The following is a 21511-nucleotide window of genomic DNA, read 5'->3' on the forward strand; positions in this document are numbered from 1 at the left end:
TTTCTCCCTTTATGTACTATTTTTAAATTTTATCACATAAATGCTGAGAAAAGCCTATCTACGGACTTCTCCCCACATTTTTAAATTAAACATAGCATTACAGTTTCAAAACTAGGTATGTTATTGAATTTATATGCAGCTTCTTTTGCATATAAATGAATATGATGTTTTGCAACTTTGATATGTGTTTTAAATGTTCTTCGTATATGTTTTCATACTGACTCAATTTGGTTGGTATTTACACCAGTTTTTGAAACATAGCCATCTTGATGGTTAACTGTTTCATGCTTAGTGAAAACCGATTTCAAATCGCGATATCCTTTTCAAGAATCAGTATGTACATCACACTTTGAAGAAATGTGGTTTATTGCAAACTGCAAAAGATTTTTACTGTTTGCGTTTTTCAATACTTTCACAATCAGATTGTTGGTTGTTTTTTAATAAATACCAACAATCAAGGTTTTGTTCAACAAGGATCTTCCTTGTTTTTTTAAAACCCATATGTGAAAGATACATTTCATCCATTTGCACTATGCCCTCAACAATGAATTGAGGTTCTTATTTAGCAATGGCACTTCGGATTTTATGACCCATTCTTCAAGCTGTTTTCAAGGTCACTCCCAATTCTTTTGCAACATCAGTTGATGGAATTCCATGTTTGGTGTTTATTCATCTAAAGATGAGATAAAACCAAGATATTAAAGGTGTTTGTGACTTTGAAAATATAGTGCCCGTGAGAATACTGAATGTTTGATGACATTTCAAACATCTCATTTTTCTTAAATTAGAAGTATTCAAATTAAAACTAGAACACCTAATACATTTGCTTTGTTTCAAACTTGCTATATATGCAAGACATTGTTTTTCAGTTTGAAAAGTATTATTGAACTCATTCAATTTCATTGTTTCCTCCACAAGTACATGTGGGGAGAAGTCTGTATTTTATTATCATCATTTAAACCTTTATTTATTGACATATTAGAATAAATATTGTTTGATAACATAATTATTAATTGTTTAAATATTGTCATATTGCAGTTGATACTCAAGGTTTACCACATACAATTTATGTACAACAGCAAATATAACTGATCGTAATGGTGCTATAACAATGATTAAAAATGCACAAGAAAATCTTTCTGAAGTAAAAAAATATACTAGTTGGTGGAGGTTATTCAGGAAATAACGGAGTAAGACTCAATAAACTTAATCCCCCCTAGCATTAAATGAAATTCAATAGTTAGTAGTTCATTAATAGATTAATATCTCATAATACGGGTAATATAAATGAATCTTAGAAATATATTAACAACAGTTATTTTTTCTACATCAGAAAGTTTACGTTTTCATTATTTATTTCCTAGAATTGCTGAAACATTAGTTAATGGTATTCCTTGTTAATTGAAATGAATACGGAAATATTTTAAGATTTTAAAATGATATACGAAATTGAAACACTATAGAACTATAGATATTAATAGATTTGGTACAATTATTTAAAATAATCAACAACTTATTGATATTAGAAATCTTAATTTTAGTTTGTATACCTTTGTAAGAATATCACTTCCAAGAAGTTAAATTTAACTAATTTCTTTAGTTCTAATCAATTTTATTTTCAGTTATTTTATGTTCATTTGGATAGCTTACTAAATTATTAATTTGTTCATTAGTGTGACCTGAGAGTGAAAGTACGGAAATAAAATATAAATACTTATTTTCTACTAACTCTTTTCTAAGTTTATTAACTTGATTTCAAAAATCTTTAATGGTGTTTTCATCTAAATTTTCATCATTAATAGTAAAGTTATCATTAGCATCTTTTTTTGCTAATAATCTACTATTAACTAAAATTGGTCTGATTTTTAAATTAATAATTTTTAGAATAATATCTGTTATTAAATTACCATTACTAGAACTTAGTAGTAGTTTTTTACTTTCATCAAAAATATTTTTAAGACTGTTAACTGCTTCAGAAACTTTTCCTTCGGAAGTATTTGCTAAAACTGAAGTAATCAAAATTATAAAAAAATCTCAAGCAATTTTAGTTGGTCTTTTACCAAATCCAGTTTCTGTTTTGAAAAGTTTTTTAAATAAAGTTCTATCGACATCTTTGATAAAAATTTCTTGAAAATATTTCTCTATACCTATTGTTAGCTGCTTTTCTGTTCCTATAAGTTTATTAAAATCATTTGAACAAAGTGTTTTTTTAACTTTACTTTTATTCTTATAGTTTAATGAAAATACTATTATTAAAAATAATAATAGAAAAACAAGTATACTAACACTAGCAACAGCACCTATTCAATTCAGGATGTCGTGTTCACTCATTTTACTATTCCTCTTTCTTGTGGTTATTTAAAATTTTCTTTCAATTCATCAAGTAGTATTAAAATTTTATCATATATTAATATTTTTATAAGTATAAATTTGATTTTTTATTTGATAGATGTTAAAAATGCTGATTATACCCTTGTTTTTATTATTCCTTTTTAATAGTTTTACTTGCAATATTTATAACGGACTTCTCCCCACATGTACTTGTGGAGGAAACAATGAAATTGAATGAGTTCAATAATACTTTTCAAACTGAAAAACAATGTCTTGCATATATAGCAAGTTTGAAACAAAGCAAATGTATTAGGTGTTCTAGTTTTAATTTGAATACTTCTAATTTAAGAAAAATGATATGTTTGAAATGTCATCAAACATTCAGTATTCTCACGGGCACTATATTTTCAAAGTCACAAACACCTTTAATATCTTGGTTTTATCTCATCTTTAGATGAATAAACACCAAACATGGAATTCCATCAACTGATGTTGCAAAAGAATTGGGAGTGACCTTGAAAACAGCTTGAAGAATGGGTCATAAAATCCGAAGTGCCATTGCTAAACAAGAACCTCAATTCATTGTTGAGGGCATAGTGCAAATGGATGAAATGTATCTTTCACATATGGGTTTTAAAAAAACAAGGAAGATCCTTGTTGAACAAAACCTTGATTGTTGGTATTTATTAAAAAACAACCAACAATCTGATTGTGAAAGTATTGAAAAACGCAAACAGTAAAAATCTTTTGCAGTTTGCAATAAACCACATTTCTTCAAAGTGTGATGTACATACTGATTCTTGAAAAGGATATCGCGATTTGAAATCGGTTTTCACTAAGCATGAAACAGTTAACCATCAAGATGGCTATGTTTCAAAAACTGGTGTAAATACCAACCAAATTGAGTCAGTATGAAAACATATACGAAGAACATTTAAAACACATATCAAAGTTGCAAAACATCATATTCATTTATATGCCAAAGAAGCTGCATATAAATTCAATAACATACCTAGTTTTGAAACTGTAATGCTATGTTTAATTTAAAAATGTGGGGAGAAGTCCGTAGATAGGCTTTTCTCAGCATTTATGTGATAAAATTTAAAAATAGTACATAAAGGGAGAAAAGCCTATAATATTTACCAGGTTTGGTTACCAGGCAAGACATCGCACATTACTACTTTGCCATATCGGTATGTTTCAATTATATATTATCTATACTTAATGTCAAGAAAAAGAAAAGAGAAAAAATAAATGAATAAACTAATTTTTAAAAGAATGCATATTTATAAGTTACATCGCTCTGAGTTATTAGATCACAAAGAAGGAAGACCTGCAATTTTATTAAAATATAAAAATCAAAAATCATTAATTTGAGTAGGAACTCATAAATGTGATTTAAAAACTAAAGAAAAAGCCTTAATAATAAGTTTAAATGGCATTGATACATATTTTTACTCAAGTGGTATAGAAAGAGTTTATACTAATAATTTAAAAGATTCATGAGTAGATTTTAGTACTTATAGAACATATGTTTTAAAAAGTGAAGAACAAATTGAATTAATTGCTAAGTTTATTTCTTTTACTTATGAAAATGACCCCTATCTAGAAAATAAGAAATTAAAAGAAAAACTACAGAAATTATTAACTTGAAATAAATAATTACAAAAAGAAAATTCAGCGTTAAAAGATAAAGATTTGTGAAAAGAAAAAACACAAACAAATTAATAACTGCTAATAGTTTATGAGTAGATAAATGAAAAAAAATTGTTATTAAGATTGAATTCTTGTATCTGTTTGTTCTTTAACACAATCGTGAATTTTCACTTCATAGTTTTTAAACAACTTTTCATAATCACTATTGAATCTTGGTAATAGTTCGTTTTTACTTGAAAAACGGTCAATCAATAAATGTAAATAATGGTGTTCATTAGTAGCATTTAAGGTTTGGTCATAATAAGCAAAACGTTCTTTATGTTTAAACTGAATACCTAAAACTTTAAAATTATGAGATAAATAGTTACGAACATCTTTAATATATTCTAGTTGTTCTAGTAAAATATTACGGTCATTGAAATCTTTAACTCCAAAATAATGAGCAATTTTAGCAATGCTTTTCTGATTTAAAGTTTGAAGTAAACTCATAGTTCATTCAAAAGACATGACTTCTAATAAACTACGAATGGTGCGTGATTTTAAAACACCACTGCGTCCATATTTATTATAACCAGCGCGAATTAAATGTAAAGCAGTTTTCATTTGTTCTAAATGCTCAGGATTCAAGTAGGTATTATTGTTAGCATTTTGAATATTATCGCTTAGTAATTGCTGTAATAGTGCATATTTTAATGAATTTTCAATCATTAGAATATGTTTTAAATATAATAAACGTAAATCAATATTTAAAAGTAATAAATTTTGTAAATCATGTTGAGGATAATTGCGTTTTAGTAAATCTAAGTATTTTTCTTCAACGATATGTTCTATGATTCATGATTCATTCAATGTCATGTGTTTGCTCCTTAAATTCAATTAACCTCTAATTTTATAAACACCAACGCGTAGTGTGTCTTCTTGTTCTTTAGTTTTTTCTTTGTTAGTATCATTTTTTAGTTCTTGTTTTCGTAGTAGTTCTTTTTCAATAAAATCATCAATGTTAATATTGGTATTTTGGTAAGTTGCTGTTCAGTCAAAAGTTTTGTTAGTAAAAGCATTTTTATTTTTGTTAGTATCCTTGAAAAATTCTTGGATTTCTTGATCCATAAAATGTTTTTGTTTTCGTTTGCGAGCAAAGAGATTTTTAAAAAACTTTTTAAAGTTAAAAATTGATCAAAATTGCCGGAAGTTAATGGTCATGGACAGAACCAAAATTAGTAGTGCTGAGTAAAGTAATGAATAACCAGTGACTTTTAGTGTAAACTTAACATCGCGGAAATCAATATTTGGTGGGTGCAGTTTAAAAAAATAAATGATACCAAATAAGACAACTGTTAAAATTGGTAAAATTAAAACTAAGGTATTTTGAATAATAAATCGTAAATCACTATTGTAAGTTAAGTGTTTTCATACATAAACCCAAATTGAAATTAAACGATAAATTCATCCAAGACAACTAGCTAAAATAATCATATATAGTGCCAGAGCTAAAAGTTGATAATCATGACCACGATTACCGTAGCTTGATAATGTTCAACCTAAAATAACACCTAAACTAACATTAATAATAGCTTGGATATAAGAACCTCAAATCGTTTCTTTGTGTTTAACAGTGGTATTAACAATAACTTTTCCTGGCTCTGTTGCCACTTGAATTGTATTTTTTAAAGAAAATAATAAGATAAATCATGGTTGGTTTAGAAATAAGTTAGTAAATAACCTTTCTGATGATTTAAACTCAGTAGCATGAGCAATATTGATACTATTGGCTACTCCTAACGTTGATACTAAATAAGGAGTAATAATGAACTGGTTAATAAATAAGAAACCAGCAACCATGTAAGCATATAGTTCAAATTTGGTATAGACAGTTCACCGAATTCGTCCACTTTTGGCAATTCAATAACCAAACACTTCCCGAAAGGAACTAATTAGAATTAAAGCAATGGAACGCATGGTTGTGGCAATAATTAAATAAATAGCATAAATCGATGTTGTGGTTAGTGATAAAAATAAAGTAATAAGAATAATATCAATATTGGAAATAATCATTTCAGGTAAACGGTTTAACGCTATTCATCATGATTGTTTTAGCATGCGTCGTTGTTGTGTTCATTTTTTATGCTGTAATCATGGGTATTCAATTTTAACTACTAGATAAGTGACAAGCACTTTTAGTAATCCACAAATAAAATAGGCAAAAAACGGGATGTACATACTAATTGGTTCATTATTTGGTGTTCTAATAACCATTAATATAATAATTAAAATGTACATAATAATTTCTGAAAAAATAAAAATTAAGCGATTTAGATAACCTTTTTGGTCAGCTTGAATTAAATTTTGATAAGCACCACTAAAATAAAAAAATGTTAGTTCACGAGAACCTAAAGAAATGATAATTAATGCGATTTGTCAGAAGGGAATATCCATTTTTAAACCTAAATTAGGAAGATACTGACTAGAAAGACCTAATAAAAATCCGGCACTAACAAGAATAATTAAATAAATTTTTCCTGAGTGTTGGTAGTTTTTTCTTGTTGTATTGATAATATCATTAACAGTTTCATAGTCGTCATTTTGTAAAGGACGGTATAAAGAAAAAATGGTAATTAAACCAAGTCCACCTTCTGTTAAACTTAAATATGTCAAGAAGGAAATAATAACACGGATCAATCCGTTAATTTGTGCGCCATAGGTGTTGGCAGTGATATAAAGGAAAGTCAACTGGAGAATTGAAATGATAATTGTCATGATAACTCCAATGACTGTATTAAAAACACCTTTTTTAGTTGACATTACCTTCACCCAATCTGCATCTTAGTATAAAGTAATTTTATCATTTTTCTAGTTTCATCTGGTTAATTAAATTAGGAATTAATTCTTTTAAGATAAATTCTTTTTCATTTAAATACGATAAGGTTCCTGTTAAATTATTAAAACCTAAATAATAGGCATATAATGCAATCTTTTGGGGAGAGGTAATTGTCGAACCGTATTTAGTATCACCAACAATTGGTAAGTTTAAAAATTGTAAAGTAGCACGAATTTGGTGTTTTCGTCCTGTTATTAGTTGACATTCAATTAAAGTAAAGTTTTTTGTCATAAATAAGGGAGTAAAAATAGTAGTACAACTTTTGCTTTGTTCATAAGATTCCATGCTAAAAATCATTTTCATTTCATCTTCAACATGAGTAATAAAACCAGAAATGTCTAATGTTTTTGTTAGTTGCCCTTTGCAAATGGCAAGATATTTTTTTATAATACTACCATTTTGGTTAGCTTCATAAAAAGCATTTTGAGTTATTTTGTGTTTAGGATAAATAATTAATCCTTTTGTTAGTTTATCTAACCGATATTGATGACTAATAGTAAAAGTTTGTTCTCTTGCAGCTTTAGGATTTTTTTGCTGTAAGTAGTAACGAACCATGGTATCAAGATTAGAACCATATGGTTGGTGAACTACTAAGTTATGAGGTTTATCAACGATTAAGAAGTTATCATCTTCATATACTAAATCAATAGGTGGTTCTTTGGGCAGTTTTTCTGGTTTATAGTTAACTAATAAATTGCTTTCATAAATATCAATTTTATCATTTTCAGTTAAACGAAATTTAAAGTCAGTAATTTGTTTACCATTGACACGAATTTTTTTGGTTCTAAATAAACGATAAATTTGCGAGAGAGGTAAAGTTTTAAAAACCTTTTTTAAATAGTTGATTAAAGTTTGTTCTGCATCATTAGCAGTGATTATTAGTGTTGTCATGTGTTATCTCTCCTTTGAGGGGGTTATTTAATAAAACCAGTAGCAGTGGCTAAGATGTTGGAAAAGGCATGTAAGCCAATAGTGTATGTAACATTACCGCGTGTCATAACAAATAGCAGTGGTAATAAAGCACCAATTGCTAAGTATCCTACAATATGATTTCAATCGCCACCATCCATTACATGCATTGATGGAAAGTAAATTAATGAAGCAACGTATCCTAATCAACGATAACGAACAATTGTGAATGTACCATGGCGGTATGATATTTCTTCATTTAAAGGAGCAATAAAGATTGTACCAAGAATTAAACTAAAAATGCCATATGGTGTTTTCATTAATAAATTTAAATTATCTTGATTTTTTGAAGTATCATTGTCAGTTAAAAGATTAGTACTAGTAAATTGGGGGATTAAATTTATTAATACATTAAGAACTGTACCTATCACAAGAAAGATTGTAATTCATGTGATTAAATCAAGTTTAGCACCTTTAATTGTTGCTATGATTCTTGCACGTAATGATTTACAAAATGTAATCACTAAAATCGAACCTATTAGTTGGAATAATTGTTGAATTAAGAACATGGTTGCTATTGAATTAACATCATCACTTTTTCCTGAAATAAGTTTAGTACTTATTAGGAAAATGGAAGCAAAAATCATACTAATGAAACCGAAAATACAATGAGTATATGCAGCTCACCCCCCTTTTCTTATCATTGTTTGGTTATCAATTGCTAATGAAACAATAAGACCCAAAATTGGTAATAGATAGTAAATAAAAATATCAAGAAAATCATTGCTTTTATTATGAAAAGCATAGGATTTAATAATACTATATAAAATGGGAATGGCGATAAAGGAAACGATATAAATAATAGTTAAACTTCATTTGGCAGTTTTAAAGTTAAAACTGTAATTTTCATCACTTGTAAGTGCTTTTGAGGTAAATTTATCAATAAAAGTAACCTTTTTTAATGTTTTTTGCAAATTATATTCATTAATCTTATCAGTTTCATTTACATTAATTTTACGTGTGATATTATTGTTTTGAGAAACATTAATTTGAATAGATTTTTTATTAAAACCATATAAACTTTGTTTCAAGAAAATCACTCCTTTGTTATTTGAAATTAATTAGTTCATTAATTTCTAGTATAACATATAGTATTAAATCTTGGTAATAAACTTGTTATTATTGTATTATTTTAGTATAAATACAAAATGAAACATGAAATGTATAAAGAAGGAGAAAGAGCACAAAATGCCTAAATATGAAATAGATATTATCGAATTACCGTATAGTTATGATGCCCTAGAACCTTATATTTCAAAAGAAACGATGAAATATCACTATGATAAATATCATCGTGGTTATTTAACGTCTTTAAAAAAGGTTCTAGGTAAACATCCAAAAGTTTTTACTAGTTATAATTGTGAAGCTAAGGGTGAGTTAAATCATTTATTAAGTAACTATTGTAAATTAGAAGATACATGTGAAAATAAAGAAAATTGTAATGTGAAGAAATTACAAAGTAATATTCGCCAATTTGGGGGCGGGTTAATAAACCATAATTTTTTCTTTTCAATTTTAGGAAAGGATAAACCATTTAACAGTGAATCACGAATTGGAAAAGAGATTATTGCTCGTTTTGATTCTTATGAGAAATTTAGTGAAGGAATAATTAATACAGCCCTGGAAATTTTTGGTAGCGGTTGGGCATGATTAGTTATTGATAATATTGGAAAGTTAAGATTATATAAAACATTTAATCAAGATAATCCGTGATTTTTAAATATGACACCTATTATTGCTTTAGATATTTGAGAGCACGCTTATTATTTACAATATAAAGATAATCGTGAAGAATATTTAAAAGCATTATTACAAGTTATTAATTGAGAAAAAGTAGAGGAGTACTATCAAAATTATTTAAAATTAAAGAATGTTAAATAATACTCTTGCGTGTGATTAGCAACTTTACAAGAAGTTCTCTTAAAAAAAGTGGGGCGTATCAAGTTAATAGTTAGATTTAATAAGAACTTAAATGAGAGATAATACTCTCATTTTTAATTGTTAAACAATTATAATTAATTATTTTGATAAATCTGTACTTTATGAAAGTAATTAATTATTACATAACTAAATAAAAAATTATTAAAGGCTATAGTGCAGATATAACTAATAGTAATTTTTGTCATGTTCTTTTAAAATTTAAGAAATTTTGGTTCCCTTCCCTCTACAACCCCCTACCCTTGGCTTTGCTACTTACAGTAGCAAAGCCTTACGTAGTAGAAGATATAAGTATTAGTATATAAGCTTATTATCACTGTAAGTGATAAGGCTTATACGTAGAATAGAAAGGAAATATATATGACAACTATTAATTTAGAATTAAAAAGTAAAGTTAGAGAAACAGAGAAAGGTATATTATTAGAAATTTGTGAATATGAAACATGATTTTCTACACAATATACTACTATTGATAATTTAGAAATACAAAAATTTAAAAGTAATGTATTAGCAATTTCAAATCAATATGGTTTAGATGAAGCACATCCAGAAACTATTATTAATAGTTGTTATCAAGCAGTATTATTAAATTTACCATTAGAAAAAAACTTTGGTTATTGTTATGTTGTACCTTATTGAGATAATAAAGTAAAAATTAATAATGCTCAATTTCAAATGGGATATAAAGGTTATATTCAATTATCATTACGTAGTCAACAATATAAAGAAATTAATGTTAGTGATGTTAGATTAACAGAAATTGAAAAAGTAGATAGACTTAAAGGAATTGAATTTAATTGAATACAAAATGATTTAGAAAGATTAAAACAACCTATTATTGGTTATGTAGCATATTTTCAATTAGTAAATGGTTTTGAAAAAACTTTATATATGTCAAAAGAACAAATAGAAAAACATTTTTTAAAATAGGTATATAATTAAATGGATTTTTAATTTCATAAGTTTTTAATGGTGTTATATTTGGTTTTAATTTTGTTCTTGTAGAACCTAAAATAATATCTTTATTATTATCTTTATATGTTTCATATTTAACTTTTCCATTTTGTATTGTTACTCATGTTAAAGTAGCACTATCTGCTTGTTCATTAATAAAATAAAATTCTGCTGATTGTTCTTGTTCATTATATTTAGCAACTCTACCACAAAAACTATTAGGTAATATTTTAAGGGATTTACTATTATCTTCATTAATTATAATCATAATAAATACTTTACCCATTAGTGAATTTTGTAAACCAAATTTATAAAATTTTTCTAATCATTTATCTTTTAAATTCATATCATTAAGATAATCTAATATTTCTTTTTTACTTGAATTAAATAAAAAACCTTTACCTAATCATAATTTAGTTGATTTTTGAGCAATAATCATTGGTATATCAATATATCATTTTGATTTATCACAACTTAAATATTCCATTGTATTTATCATATTAATCACCACCAAAATTATTTTTATTCTTTTTTTAGCATTACCTAATGCAAATGTTATTGTTTGAAATTCTTGCTGAGTAAATTCATTTGCTTCTTCACATCATTCAATTGATAAATCAAAACCTTTTATTTCACTACGAGAAAGACCTTTTAAAGGTATTCTATCATTTGAATTACTATATACACCCATTACTCTTATAAATGATTTAGAGCCTTTAAAACGAAAGTCTGCTTGCTTATTAGGGTATTTTAAAGTAAAATCTTTATAATCATTTAAACCTATTGTTATTAAAGCATTATATATTTCTTTTACTAAATCATTAGTATCTTTATTTAATTTTCTAAAACAATATATAGCGATTGATTTATTAACTTTAATTGAAATAGCTATTAATATTGCTAATTCTTCTGCAATACTATATGTTTTACTACTATATCGTGAACCACTAAGATTATATTCACTATGAGTAAAATCACTTTTATTTAATAATCAATAACTAATTTCATTAAGATAAGTAAATTCTTTATTCGTAATATTATTCCTGTAATTCTTCTAATTTTCATAAATTACACATCCGTGCTTCAGCATATAAACTAACTCCATTATTTTTAATATACATAGGCATTCCAGTTAACATCATATTAAAAATACCTAACATAAAAGCATTTTCATTATCTTGATAATAAAATTCTTTTATTTCATGTGTACCTTTCTCAATATTAGTAATTAAATCTCTAGTACGTCCATTATAGAATACTCGATAATAATTTTTATTTTTTAAATTATAATTAATTGTTACTAAATCAGTACTAACTGCTACTTCTTTTCATTGTGGAACACTTGGGTTAGGATTTGGTGTTGGATTATCTTTTAATTCAATATCTCAACAATTGTCTTCTATTTCATTAGTTTCTAAACTTTTTGAATTAATTTTAATTGGTTTATCTATATTAATTATACTTGGTGAAGTAATATCTAATGTATTACTAGTGATTTTATAAGTATTTTCTTTTATTTCTTCTTCTAATGAATATATTTTACCTTCATCATCATTAAATCTATCCATTGCAATAGCATTTGAAATAACTACTAAATCAACATAAGCTTCAGTAATTCTTTTTCCAGAAATACCTTTAAAAAAACTAGCTAATACAGCACCTTCACCTTGTCATAAAAATTGCATATATATAATTGGACTTTTTTCTACATTTTTTCAACAATAACCAACTCTATATAAAGTATTTACTTTAAAATCATAATTAATTTTAATGTTACTTTCTTTTGTACCAACATTTTTTCATTTAATAACATTTAAAGATTTTATTTTTTCATCAACATATTTTTTATTTGTAATATCATTATCATCTGTTACTGAAGGACCACTTTTATTTTTATAAATTAATGTTCTATTTCCAACATTTATAACATCATTAACTAATCTTGTTGTATTATCTTTATCATTTTTATTATTAAATATTCTATTTTCATCAGCTGAACTACCACCAGTAGCACTAATAGTATTAGTTTCTTTATCAATAGTTATATTAGTACCAGCAATTAACTTATTTTGTAATTTATCATCTGCATATTTTTTAGGAATTAAAGTTCCATTTAAATAACTTGAGTAATCTTCTGTAAAAGGATCAAAATTTTTATAAGCAACTCATTTATATATAAAATTAGGTACTAAAGTATGTTTTAAAATTTCAATAGCATTTTTTCTATCATCAAGGTCATCAAAATAAATTACTTTATCACTAACATCACTATTAACTATATGAGTTTCTTTATCATATTTAATATCAATAGTTTCTTTTGGACTTTTAAATTCAGGTACTGTAGTAGATGTATTAATACCTCTAGTATCAATATTAATAACCGGTCTTGATCTATTTTGTGGATGAGTAATAGTGATTTTAGTTCTAGTATCTGATGATTCTAAATTAGTATAAGGAATATATTTATTTAAAGGACTATCTTCACCACAATTTGAAATAAATTTATTAAAATAATTATTCGGACTTCTACCCACATGTACTTGTGGAGGAAACAATGAAATTGAATGAGTTCAATAATACTTTTCAAACTGAAAAACAATGTCTTGCATATATAGCAAGTTTGAAACAAAGCAAATGTATTAGGTGTTCTAGTTTTAATTGGAATACTTCTAATTTAAGAAAAATGATATGTTTGAAATGTCATCAAACATTCAGTATTCTCACGGGCACTATATTTTCAAAGTCACAAACACCTTTAATATCTTGGTTTTATCTCATCTTTAGATGAATAAACACCAAACATGGAATTCCATCAACTGATGTTGCAAAAGAATTGGGAGTGACCTTGAAAACAGCTTGAAGAATGGGTCATAAATCCGAAGTGCCATTGCTCAACAAGAACCTCAATTCATTGTTGAGGGCATAGTGCAAATGGATGAAATGTATCTTTCACATATGGGTTTAAAAAACAAGGAAGATCCTTGTTGAACAAAACCTTGATTGTTGGTATTTATGAAAAAACAACCAACAATCTGATTGTGAAAGTATTGAAAAACGCAAACAGTAAAAATCTTTTGCAGTTTGCAATAAACCACATTTCTTCAAAGTGTGATGTACATACTGATTCTTGAAAAGGATATCGCGATTTGAAATCGGTTTTCACTAAGCATGAAACAGTTAACCATCAAGATGGCTATGTTTCAAAAACTGGTGTAAATACCAACCAAATTGAGTCAGTATGAAAACATATACGAAGAACATTTAAAACACATATCAAAGTTGCAAAACATCATATTCATTTATATGCAAAAGAAGCTGCATATAAATTCAATAACATACCTAGTTTTGAAACTGTAATGCTATGTTTAATTTAAAAATGTGGGGAGAAGTCCGTAGATAGGCTTTTCTCAGCATTTATGTGATAAAATTTAAAAATAGTACATAAAGGGAGAAAAGCCTTAATTAATTCAGCAAGAATTAATAAATTAAATCTTTTACTTTAATATTTTAAAAACTTAATAAATCTTTACCTAAATAGTTAGGAATTTTTGTTATAAAATAATAAAATAAAACATTAAAATACTTTGTTTATTTAACAAAATATGATATAATTATAGCAACAATTAAATAGTTTAATGTTGTCTTTTATTTAAAGAAAATTAAATTATAACTATTAACTTTATTCACCCCATACTAACATTGTCATTACGGTTAAAATCATGAACAAATAATGAACACCCTGTTACTAGTAAACTGTTAATAGTAACTATCAATAAGCTACTAAAAAACGTGAAAAATCTAAGAATCTTTTTCATTTCCTCTACCCCCACCAGTGACTTGTTAAATAATTATAACATATCACAAAAGTTTAGAAAGTTTTTAGTTTATTCTCGATTTTTTCAGTTAGAATTATTTTTAAATTATCTTTAATTTTTGTTAAATTAGTAGTTGTTTTTCCTAAATCGGAAATACTTTTATCAAATTTATCAAATTCACCCATAACTTTTCCAATTAGTTTATTAAAGTCATTTTCCATTCATGATTTAAATTTTTCCATCATTTTTTCATCTTGGTTTTTAATTTGTTGTTGGTTTTCTAAGGTAAAACGCTTGTTGATTAACATTTTTAAAACATTAACTATTAATACTAAAATTTCAAAATCAGTATTAACAATGAAAATATTATTGTGTGTTTTAGAATGCGTAAATGGGGCATGAGCATATGTTCAAATAATTAGTCCAAAGTCACCATTTCATTCTTTTAATTCTTTGGCTAACTTGTCTTCAACATCACTAAGTGCTAATTTCTCTTGATTTTTTAATTCAAATAAGATTTTTCCCATTTCTTTTTTTTCATTGCGTGGATTAGTAATGCCTAACATAAAATCAGGTTTGCGACCATTAATAGCTTTTGTTGTTTTTTCAAAGTTATCGCTTAAGTAAAAAGTGTTCATTGTTCGTTCAAAATCGTTTTCTAAATTAGAACCTAAAATACCACTTTTAATACTACGTCCTTGTTCTAGTTTTAATGTTAGTTCAGTAATTTTTAAATTTAATTCACTTTCTTTTTTAATAGTTTGGTCTTTAATAGTATCAATTATTGTTTGTTTCTCTTTTACAACAGATAATTCTTTTGCAGTTAGTTGGGCTTTTAGTTCGGATTCGAAGTTTTTATTTATTACTTCTAATTCTTGGATTTTATTATTAAGGTTATTTAACTCTTTTTGTTTTTCAGCATTTAATTGTAAAGTAGTTTCTTTAACTGCTGTTTGAATTTTTTCAGTAGTAATTTTACTTTCTGTTAGTAAAGCGTTGAGTTGTGATTGTAATTGATCAATTTCTAGTTGATGTTGTTTATTTAATATTACTTCTTTTTCACTAAGTGCTGCTTTAATTTTTTGTTCATTAGTTTGATTTATTACTTCTAATTCTTGGATTTTATTATTAAGATTATTTAATTCTTTTTGTTTTTCGGTATTTAATTGTTGAACAACTTTTTGTTGGTCTTTTGTTAATTGTGTTTCTTGGGTTTTTAGTTGTGCTTCTAAAATCGCTTTTTGTTGTGTTAATCACTGACTATGCAATTTATCTGTTAATGTTTGTTGATATTTTGCTTCTTGACTATTAAAAAATTCTTGTAAATGAGCAATCGCTTGTTCATTTTCTTGAAAATCTTTTTCGGTAATTGGTTTGTGACAATGAGGACACATAATTTTAAATGCCATAAATTAGTTATTTTCCTTTCTAAATTGAACGTAATAATTATAAGTGTACAGTATATAAAGGAAAAATTAAGGAAAATTTTAAATAAAGTAGTGTTATTACATTAATAATTTAATCAAATCATTTAAATAACTTTCATGTTAAGAAATAAATAACACAGCTTATTACAGTAATAACGAGAAAGGCACCAACAAAAATACCAATAACACCACCGATACCAATCATACTAATAAAATTAGAACTAACAATGCCACTTAAAAAATAAGTTAAAACAATTAAAGGAGCAACAATTAATAAACTAGTAAATAAACTAGCAATCGCTTGTCCAGTACGACTTTTAATAAGCACTGACATTAACAAGGCCACACCAGTAATAGTAATTGATAATACTAACGTAAATAAGATAATGATTAATATTTGTCAGCTAAGGATTGATGATAACATTGGTGATAAAGGAACAGCATACCCCACAATGATTACTCCAATAAAAATAATGATATCAGAAATTAAAATTAGTGCTAAGTTGAATAATGAGGACATAATAATAAATTTAGTTCTACTAATCCGTGTTAATCCAATGCGACGATAAACAACACTCTGTTTTAAATCTAATAAAATTGCTAAAAAAGTTTGAATTGACAATGAAGCAGTTTGTGTTAATCAAATAATCATTAATACAATTCGTCCAATACTTTTGCCACTAGGTGATGCTAACACCAAATTATTACCTCAAATTGAAGCGGCAATAAAAATTAATGGTGAAATTAAAACGGAAAATAAAATAATCGAACGATTACTTTTTAAATAGCTAATAAATAAATTAATAACTGCTCAATCATTAATTTTGTTTTTTAAGATGTTTTTTTCATGACTTAGCTCATTTTTCATTACTTCCACCTCCTAAACGTTTTGCTAATTCTTCAGTATCATACATACCAATTTTATATTCTTTAAATTTAGTTTTAACATATTCTTCAACACTACCATATTCTTCAACAATAGTTTTAACATCATTAACACTAGTAATTGCACCTTCAAACATAAAAATAACCTGTTGACAGAAACGCTCAATTTCTTGCATATTGTGTGAAACAATTAAAACTGATAAATCAGGTTTAATAAAAACTTCTTTTTCTAGTAGTTCATAAATTCGTTCGCGAACTTCCAAATCTAATCCAGTGGCTAATTCATCTAATATTAATAATTCTGGTTCAACAATTAATGCTAATAAAATATTAATCTTTTGTTGCTGTCCTCCTGATAATGTAATAATCGGTTTATTAATAAATGCTTCAGCATCTAAATAATATAATAATTTTTGAATATCTTGAATTGATTTGTTTAAACGATAAGCACGCAAATAAAATTGTGCCATATCTCAACCAGTAAAACCACGCGGATATTTAGTTTCTTGTAATTGCATTCCAATTTTTAAATCATCTTTTATATTAATAGTACCACTAGTAGGTGCTCGTAATTGCGAAATCATTTCACAAATTGTAGTTTTTCCTGTTCCATTTGGGCCAACAATCCCAATTCGTGAACCAATGGGAACGTCTAAACTAATGTTTTTAATTACCACATTTTTGTTATAGCTTTTAGAAACATTAATGATTTCAACATTATTTTTTTCATTTTTAGTCATAGGTGAATGTTCCTTTCTAAATGAATAAATCTTTATAAATATTATCATAATTATTAGCTAAATTCTTAATCCTTTTACAATTGGTTTTTGATATTTTTTATAAGAATGATTTATTTGGTGTTAAGATTTTATTAGTAAAAGAAGATGTAGATATATAAGGAGAAACAACATATGAAAAAAGATTTCATAAAAACTGGTGCTGATTTAGTTGTTGACACGTTAATTAATCAAGGGGTTAAATATATTTTTGGAATTCCTGGTGCTAAAATTGATAAAGTGTTTGATGTTTTAAATGATCGTGGTCCACAATTAATTGTGGCAAGGCATGAACAAAATGCTGCTTTTATGGCAACAGCCATGGGTAGAATTACCGGTAAGGCGGGAGTTGTGTTAGTAACCTCAGGGCCTGGTGCTTCTAATTTAGCTACAGGGTTAGTAACAGCTAATGCTGAAGGCGATCCCATTGTTGCCATTGCTGGAAATGTGCAACGACAAGACCGTTTAAAACGTACACATCAATCAATGAACAATGCTGCTTTATTTGCACCAATTACTAAGTTTTCAAAAGAAGTTATTCATCAAGATAATATTTTAGAAACTATCACTAATGCTTTTCGTAGTGCTGAAAATGGAATACCTGGTGCTAGTTTTGTTTCATTACCTGCTGATATTATTACCTCACCAGTAGCAGTGCAAGCAGTTGCTGCAGTTACTAATGAACCTAAATTAGGAATTCCTACTAATGAAACAATTAAAGCATTGATTAACAAAATAAACGCTGCTAAGTTACCTGTCTTTTTATTAGGAATGCGAGCTTCTAGTACTAGTGTCACAACAGAAATTGGTAACATTTTACGTAACCATAGTTTTCCAGTGGTTGAAACATTTCAAGCAGCAGGAATCATCACGCGTGAATTAGAAAGCAATTTCTATGGACGGTTAGGTTTATTTAAAAATCAACCAGGTGATGATTTATTAAATGCCGCTGACTTAATCATAACCATCGGTTATGATCCTATTGAATACTATCCACGCATTTGAAATAAAAATTTAACACCAGTGATTAACATTGATGAAGTAATTAGTGATATTGATAATTTTTATCAACCAGTATTAGAAATTATTGGTAATATTAGTTTAACATTAAAAACATTTAACGAACAATTTAAAGGTTTAAAACTAAGTAAAGAAAAATTATTATTTTTAAATAAATTACAAGCTAAATTAAGCGATAATCAACAAATAACGTTTAAAAAAAGACGCTAAGGTTCATCCCTTATTTTTAATTAATACCTTACGCAGTATAATTGATGATAGTGTTACTGTTACTTGTGATGTTGGTTCTCATTATATTTGAATGGCTCGCTATTTCCGTAGTTATAAACCACGAACATTATTATTTTCTAATGGTATGCAAACCTTAGGGGTAGCATTGCCGTGAGCCATTGGCGCAGCACTAGTACGACCAAATCAACGAGTGGTATCAATGTCAGGGGATGGTGGATTTTTATTTTCAGCCATGGAATTAGAAACAGCAGTACGATTAAAATTACCAATTGTCCATTTAATTTGAAATGATGGGACATATGATATGGTGGCGTTTCAACAAATTATGAAATATAAACGAACATCAGGTGTTGATTTAGGTCCTGTTGATTTTGTTAAATATGCTGAAAGTTTTGGTGCTATTGGTTTACGCGTTGAAAGACAAGAACAATTAGCAGATGTTTTAAAACAAGCATTAAATTATCAAACACCAGTCATTATTGATGTTATCATTGATTATAGTGATAATATTAATTTGGGACAAACCATGTTAGAAAATCAAATTTATTAGAAGGAAAGAATTATTAGTTATGGAAAAAAAATATCATAATTTTTATCAATATTCCACTATTTCTGCACTCATGAGTAAGGATTTTTATGGATCAATTAGTTTTAAAGAATTATTAACAAAGGGTGATTTTGGCATTGGTACTTTTGATAGTATTGATGGTGAATTAATTGTCTTAGAAGGTAAAGCTTATCAAATGTTAAATTCAGGGCAAGTGAAAACAGTAACTAATGATATGACATCACCTTTTGCATCATTAACATGATTCAAAAGTAATATCAAAATTGCTTGTGATAATCTTACATATGAACAATTGGAAACTAAAATAACACAATTATTACCATCACCTAATCTTTTTTATGCTTATAAAATTACTGGTAATTTTCAACAAGTTATGGTCAGAACAGTTACAAAACAAACAATCCCCTTCCCATCATTACTAGCAGCAACTAAAGACCAAGCAGTAATGACAATTAATAATGTCAGTGGTGATATTGTGGGATTTTGAACTCCTAAATTTGCTAGTACCATCGGTGTTGCTGGTTTTCATAGTCATTTTATTAGTAATGATAAAATGCAAGGTGGTCATGTTTTTAATGTTATTAGTAACAAAATTCATGTCGAAATTAGTTACTTAAATAATATGGAATTACAATTACCAACAAGTAATAGTTATTTACAATATGAGATTGTTGAAAATAATTTACAAGATGCAATTAAGCAAGCAGAATCACAAAGAAAATAAGAAAAATAAAGATAGATAGACTGAACCCCTAAGATTTAATTAAAATGCTTACTCTTTTTTGTTTGTACTAGTTATTTCGCTTGTACAACAAGCATGTTTTGTTACTTTTGAATAATCCTCTATCATCACACATAGTGTATTCATTAAAACATTATTTACCTTCTTCTATTTTAAAAAACAATCTCAAAAATAATTAGGGAAGGAAGTAAAGATATGCCATGAAAACCATTTTCAGATTTAAGTGAAGCAGATAAAAAAGCATATGCAGAACATACCAGAAAAACAAATGAAACATGAGGAAAATTAACGAACAAGCGAGAAGAGAGAAAGTTGCTAATGCATTTAGTAGTTCAACAACTAATGACCAACAATGACCAACAACAAATAGAATTCCACAATCTATTACTAAAAAAGACAAAACAAACAGACGGCATGACTTAGTTAAGTTGAATATTTTGTTTCTGAATCTGTAATAAACGAGGGCGTATCAAGTTAATGGTTAGATTAATAAGAACTTAAATGAGAGATAATACTCTCATTTTTAATTGTTAAACAATTATAATTAATTATTTTGATAAATCTGTACTTTATGAAAGTAATTAATTATTACATAACTAAATAAAAAATTATTAAAGGCTATAGTGCAGATATAACTAATAGTAATTTTTGTCATGCTCTTTAAAAATTTAAGAAATTTTGGTTCCCTTCCCCCTACAACCCCCTACCCTTGGCTTATGCTACTTACAGTAGCATAAGCCTTACGTAGTAGTAGAAGATATAAGTATTTAGTATATAAGCCTATTATCACTGTAAGTGATAAGGCTTATACGTAATAGAAAGGAAATATATATGACAACTATTAATTTAGAATTAAAAAGTAAAGTTAGAGAAACAGAGAAAGGTATATTATTAGAAATTGGTGAATATGAAACATGATTTTCTACACAATATACTACTATTGATAATAAAAATAAAAAAATATTAATAAAAATATTTGAAGATTGAAATTATAAATTAGGTAAAAAATCTATTACAAATGATATTTCTAGTATTAAAGGTAGTGAAATTTTAAAATATGTAAAAAATATACCAAATGTTACTGCTAATGAAAATGAATTAATATCTTGTGAATTTTATGAACAATATAATGGTTATTATATTTTTAAAAATGATAAAGAAGAAGAATGTTTTAAATATAACATTACATGAGAACAAGATAGAAAAAGTTTTAAAATAAATAATCCATATAATCATAATGATTTATTCATAAATTATATAGTAACACCAATGAAAGATATATTAACTCATAATGAAAAAATATTTTATTTAAAATATTAGAAAG

General features: G+C 26.6%; 22 protein-coding genes and 1 pseudogene. 11 read left to right on the plus strand and 12 right to left on the minus strand.

The genetic code is table 4. From position 1 onward, the window contains the following. Nucleotides 1–80: 80 nt before the first annotated feature. From ACFEL4_RS07175 to ACFEL4_RS07185, 3 genes are all read right to left on the minus strand, one after another. A complete protein-coding gene (locus ACFEL4_RS07175) occupies nucleotides 81–380 on the minus strand; it encodes a transposase (RefSeq protein ID WP_375318374.1) in 300 nt (99 codons plus the stop codon). A gap of 178 nt (nucleotides 381–558) precedes the next feature. Next, the gene (locus ACFEL4_RS07180; RefSeq protein WP_375317194.1) at nucleotides 559–903 is read right to left on the minus strand and encodes a hypothetical protein; all 345 of its coding nucleotides are present in this window, start codon (nucleotides 901–903) and stop codon (nucleotides 559–561) included. 699 nt (nucleotides 904–1602) lie between these two features. Further along, complete coding sequence (locus ACFEL4_RS07185; protein WP_375317195.1) at nucleotides 1603–2331, minus strand: hypothetical protein; 729 nt, start codon at nucleotides 2329–2331, stop codon at nucleotides 1603–1605. A 224-nt stretch (nucleotides 2332–2555) separates the two neighbouring features. Between ACFEL4_RS07185 and ACFEL4_RS07190 the strand changes: the two genes are divergently transcribed. The 3 genes from ACFEL4_RS07190 (at nucleotide 2556) to ACFEL4_RS07200 (ending at nucleotide 3993) form a co-directional block, all read left to right on the plus strand. After that, nucleotides 2556–3071, plus strand: coding sequence for a hypothetical protein (locus tag ACFEL4_RS07190; RefSeq protein WP_375317196.1), 516 nt, complete (start codon nucleotides 2556–2558; stop codon nucleotides 3069–3071). Further along, nucleotides 3043–3378, plus strand: coding sequence for a transposase (locus tag ACFEL4_RS07195; RefSeq protein WP_375317197.1), 336 nt, complete (start codon nucleotides 3043–3045; stop codon nucleotides 3376–3378). Before ACFEL4_RS07190 ends, ACFEL4_RS07195 begins: the two co-directional genes overlap by 29 nt. A 207-nt stretch (nucleotides 3379–3585) precedes the next feature. After that, nucleotides 3586–3993 carry a hypothetical protein gene (locus ACFEL4_RS07200; RefSeq protein ID WP_375317198.1) on the plus strand — a complete coding sequence of 136 codons (408 nt, stop codon included), beginning with the start codon at nucleotides 3586–3588 and terminating at the stop codon, nucleotides 3991–3993. 111 nt (nucleotides 3994–4104) lie between these two features. On the opposite strand, the gene ACFEL4_RS07205 is transcribed toward ACFEL4_RS07200, so the two are convergent. From ACFEL4_RS07205 to ACFEL4_RS07220, 4 genes are read right to left on the minus strand one after another with little or no spacing between them, the layout of a single operon-like run. After that, a complete protein-coding gene (locus ACFEL4_RS07205) occupies nucleotides 4105–4842 on the minus strand; it encodes an Abi family protein (protein ID WP_375317199.1) in 738 nt (245 codons plus the stop codon). 21 nt (nucleotides 4843–4863) lie between these two features. Beyond that, nucleotides 4864–6786 carry a hypothetical protein gene (locus tag ACFEL4_RS07210; RefSeq protein ID WP_375317200.1) on the minus strand — a complete coding sequence of 641 codons (1923 nt, stop codon included), beginning with the start codon at nucleotides 6784–6786 and terminating at the stop codon, nucleotides 4864–4866. 37 nt (nucleotides 6787–6823) lie between these two features. Further along, entirely contained in the window at nucleotides 6824–7753 is a 930-nt protein-coding gene (locus ACFEL4_RS07215) for an RluA family pseudouridine synthase (RefSeq protein WP_375317201.1), read from the minus strand. Nucleotides 7754–7776: 23 nt separating this feature from the next. Continuing rightward, on the minus strand, nucleotides 7777–8862 hold the full coding sequence (locus tag ACFEL4_RS07220; RefSeq protein ID WP_375317202.1) for a CPBP family glutamic-type intramembrane protease: 1086 nt from the start codon (nucleotides 8860–8862) through the stop codon (nucleotides 7777–7779). A gap of 157 nt (nucleotides 8863–9019) precedes the next feature. Here ACFEL4_RS07220 and ACFEL4_RS07225 point away from each other — a divergent pair, with 157 nt between their 5' ends. After that, a complete protein-coding gene (locus ACFEL4_RS07225) occupies nucleotides 9020–9712 on the plus strand; it encodes a superoxide dismutase (RefSeq protein ID WP_375317203.1) in 693 nt (230 codons plus the stop codon). A 417-nt stretch (nucleotides 9713–10129) separates the two neighbouring features. Beyond that, nucleotides 10130–10699: a recombinase RecT gene (locus ACFEL4_RS07230; RefSeq protein ID WP_375317204.1), complete on the plus strand. Its 570-nt coding sequence runs from the start codon at nucleotides 10130–10132 to the stop codon at nucleotides 10697–10699. Here the strand turns inward: ACFEL4_RS07230 and ACFEL4_RS07235 are convergent. Continuing rightward, nucleotides 10605–11414 (minus strand): hypothetical protein, encoded by an 810-nt coding sequence (locus ACFEL4_RS07235; protein ID WP_375316922.1) that lies wholly within the window; start codon nucleotides 11412–11414, stop codon nucleotides 10605–10607. The two genes, ACFEL4_RS07230 and ACFEL4_RS07235, sit on opposite strands and share 95 nt — an antisense overlap. A gap of 346 nt (nucleotides 11415–11760) precedes the next feature. Beyond that, nucleotides 11761–13278 carry a hypothetical protein gene (locus tag ACFEL4_RS07240; RefSeq protein WP_375317205.1) on the minus strand — a complete coding sequence of 506 codons (1518 nt, stop codon included), beginning with the start codon at nucleotides 13276–13278 and terminating at the stop codon, nucleotides 11761–11763. Here ACFEL4_RS07240 and ACFEL4_RS07245 point away from each other — a divergent pair. Next, nucleotides 13278–13649, plus strand: a complete 372-nt coding sequence (locus tag ACFEL4_RS07245) for a hypothetical protein (protein ID WP_375317206.1) — start codon at nucleotides 13278–13280, stop codon at nucleotides 13647–13649. The two genes, ACFEL4_RS07240 and ACFEL4_RS07245, sit on opposite strands and share 1 nt — an antisense overlap. 58 nt (nucleotides 13650–13707) lie before the next feature. Continuing rightward, nucleotides 13708–14097 carry an IS1595 family transposase gene (locus tag ACFEL4_RS07250; protein WP_375316929.1) on the plus strand — a complete coding sequence of 130 codons (390 nt, stop codon included), beginning with the start codon at nucleotides 13708–13710 and terminating at the stop codon, nucleotides 14095–14097. 494 nt (nucleotides 14098–14591) lie between these two features. Here ACFEL4_RS07250 and ACFEL4_RS07255 read toward each other — a convergent pair whose 3' ends face one another. The 3 genes from ACFEL4_RS07255 to ACFEL4_RS07265 all read right to left on the minus strand — a co-directional run bounded on the left by ACFEL4_RS07255 (nucleotide 14592) and on the right by ACFEL4_RS07265 (nucleotide 17590). After that, complete coding sequence (locus ACFEL4_RS07255; RefSeq protein WP_375317207.1) at nucleotides 14592–15932, minus strand: DUF2130 domain-containing protein; 1341 nt, start codon at nucleotides 15930–15932, stop codon at nucleotides 14592–14594. Between the two features lie 124 nt (nucleotides 15933–16056). Then, nucleotides 16057–16833 (minus strand): hypothetical protein, encoded by a 777-nt coding sequence (locus tag ACFEL4_RS07260; RefSeq protein WP_375317208.1) that lies wholly within the window; start codon nucleotides 16831–16833, stop codon nucleotides 16057–16059. Next, nucleotides 16784–17590 (minus strand): ABC transporter ATP-binding protein, encoded by an 807-nt coding sequence (locus ACFEL4_RS07265; protein WP_375317209.1) that lies wholly within the window; start codon nucleotides 17588–17590, stop codon nucleotides 16784–16786. The genes ACFEL4_RS07260 and ACFEL4_RS07265 overlap by 50 nt, the downstream gene beginning before the upstream one ends. Before the next feature lie 171 nt (nucleotides 17591–17761). Between ACFEL4_RS07265 and alsS the strand changes: the two are divergent. The 4 genes and pseudogenes from alsS to ACFEL4_RS07285 all read left to right on the plus strand — a co-directional run bounded on the left by alsS (nucleotide 17762) and on the right by ACFEL4_RS07285 (nucleotide 21507). Further along, nucleotides 17762–19427: pseudogene (gene alsS / locus ACFEL4_RS07270) on the plus strand (acetolactate synthase AlsS). Between the two features lie 19 nt (nucleotides 19428–19446). After that, entirely contained in the window at nucleotides 19447–20169 is a 723-nt protein-coding gene (gene budA / locus ACFEL4_RS07275; RefSeq protein ID WP_375317210.1) for an acetolactate decarboxylase, read from the plus strand. Between the two features lie 213 nt (nucleotides 20170–20382). Continuing rightward, nucleotides 20383–20610 carry a hypothetical protein gene (locus ACFEL4_RS07280; protein WP_375317211.1) on the plus strand — a complete coding sequence of 76 codons (228 nt, stop codon included), beginning with the start codon at nucleotides 20383–20385 and terminating at the stop codon, nucleotides 20608–20610. 408 nt (nucleotides 20611–21018) lie between these two features. Next, nucleotides 21019–21507 (plus strand): hypothetical protein, encoded by a 489-nt coding sequence (locus ACFEL4_RS07285; RefSeq protein WP_375316908.1) that lies wholly within the window; start codon nucleotides 21019–21021, stop codon nucleotides 21505–21507. The last annotated feature ends 4 nt before the right edge of the window (nucleotides 21508–21511 follow it).

The sequence above is a fragment of the Spiroplasma endosymbiont of Virgichneumon dumeticola genome (assembly GCF_964264745.1).
In the GTDB taxonomy this organism is placed as follows: Bacteria; Bacillota_I; Bacilli_A; order Mycoplasmatales; family VBWQ01; genus Spiroplasma_E.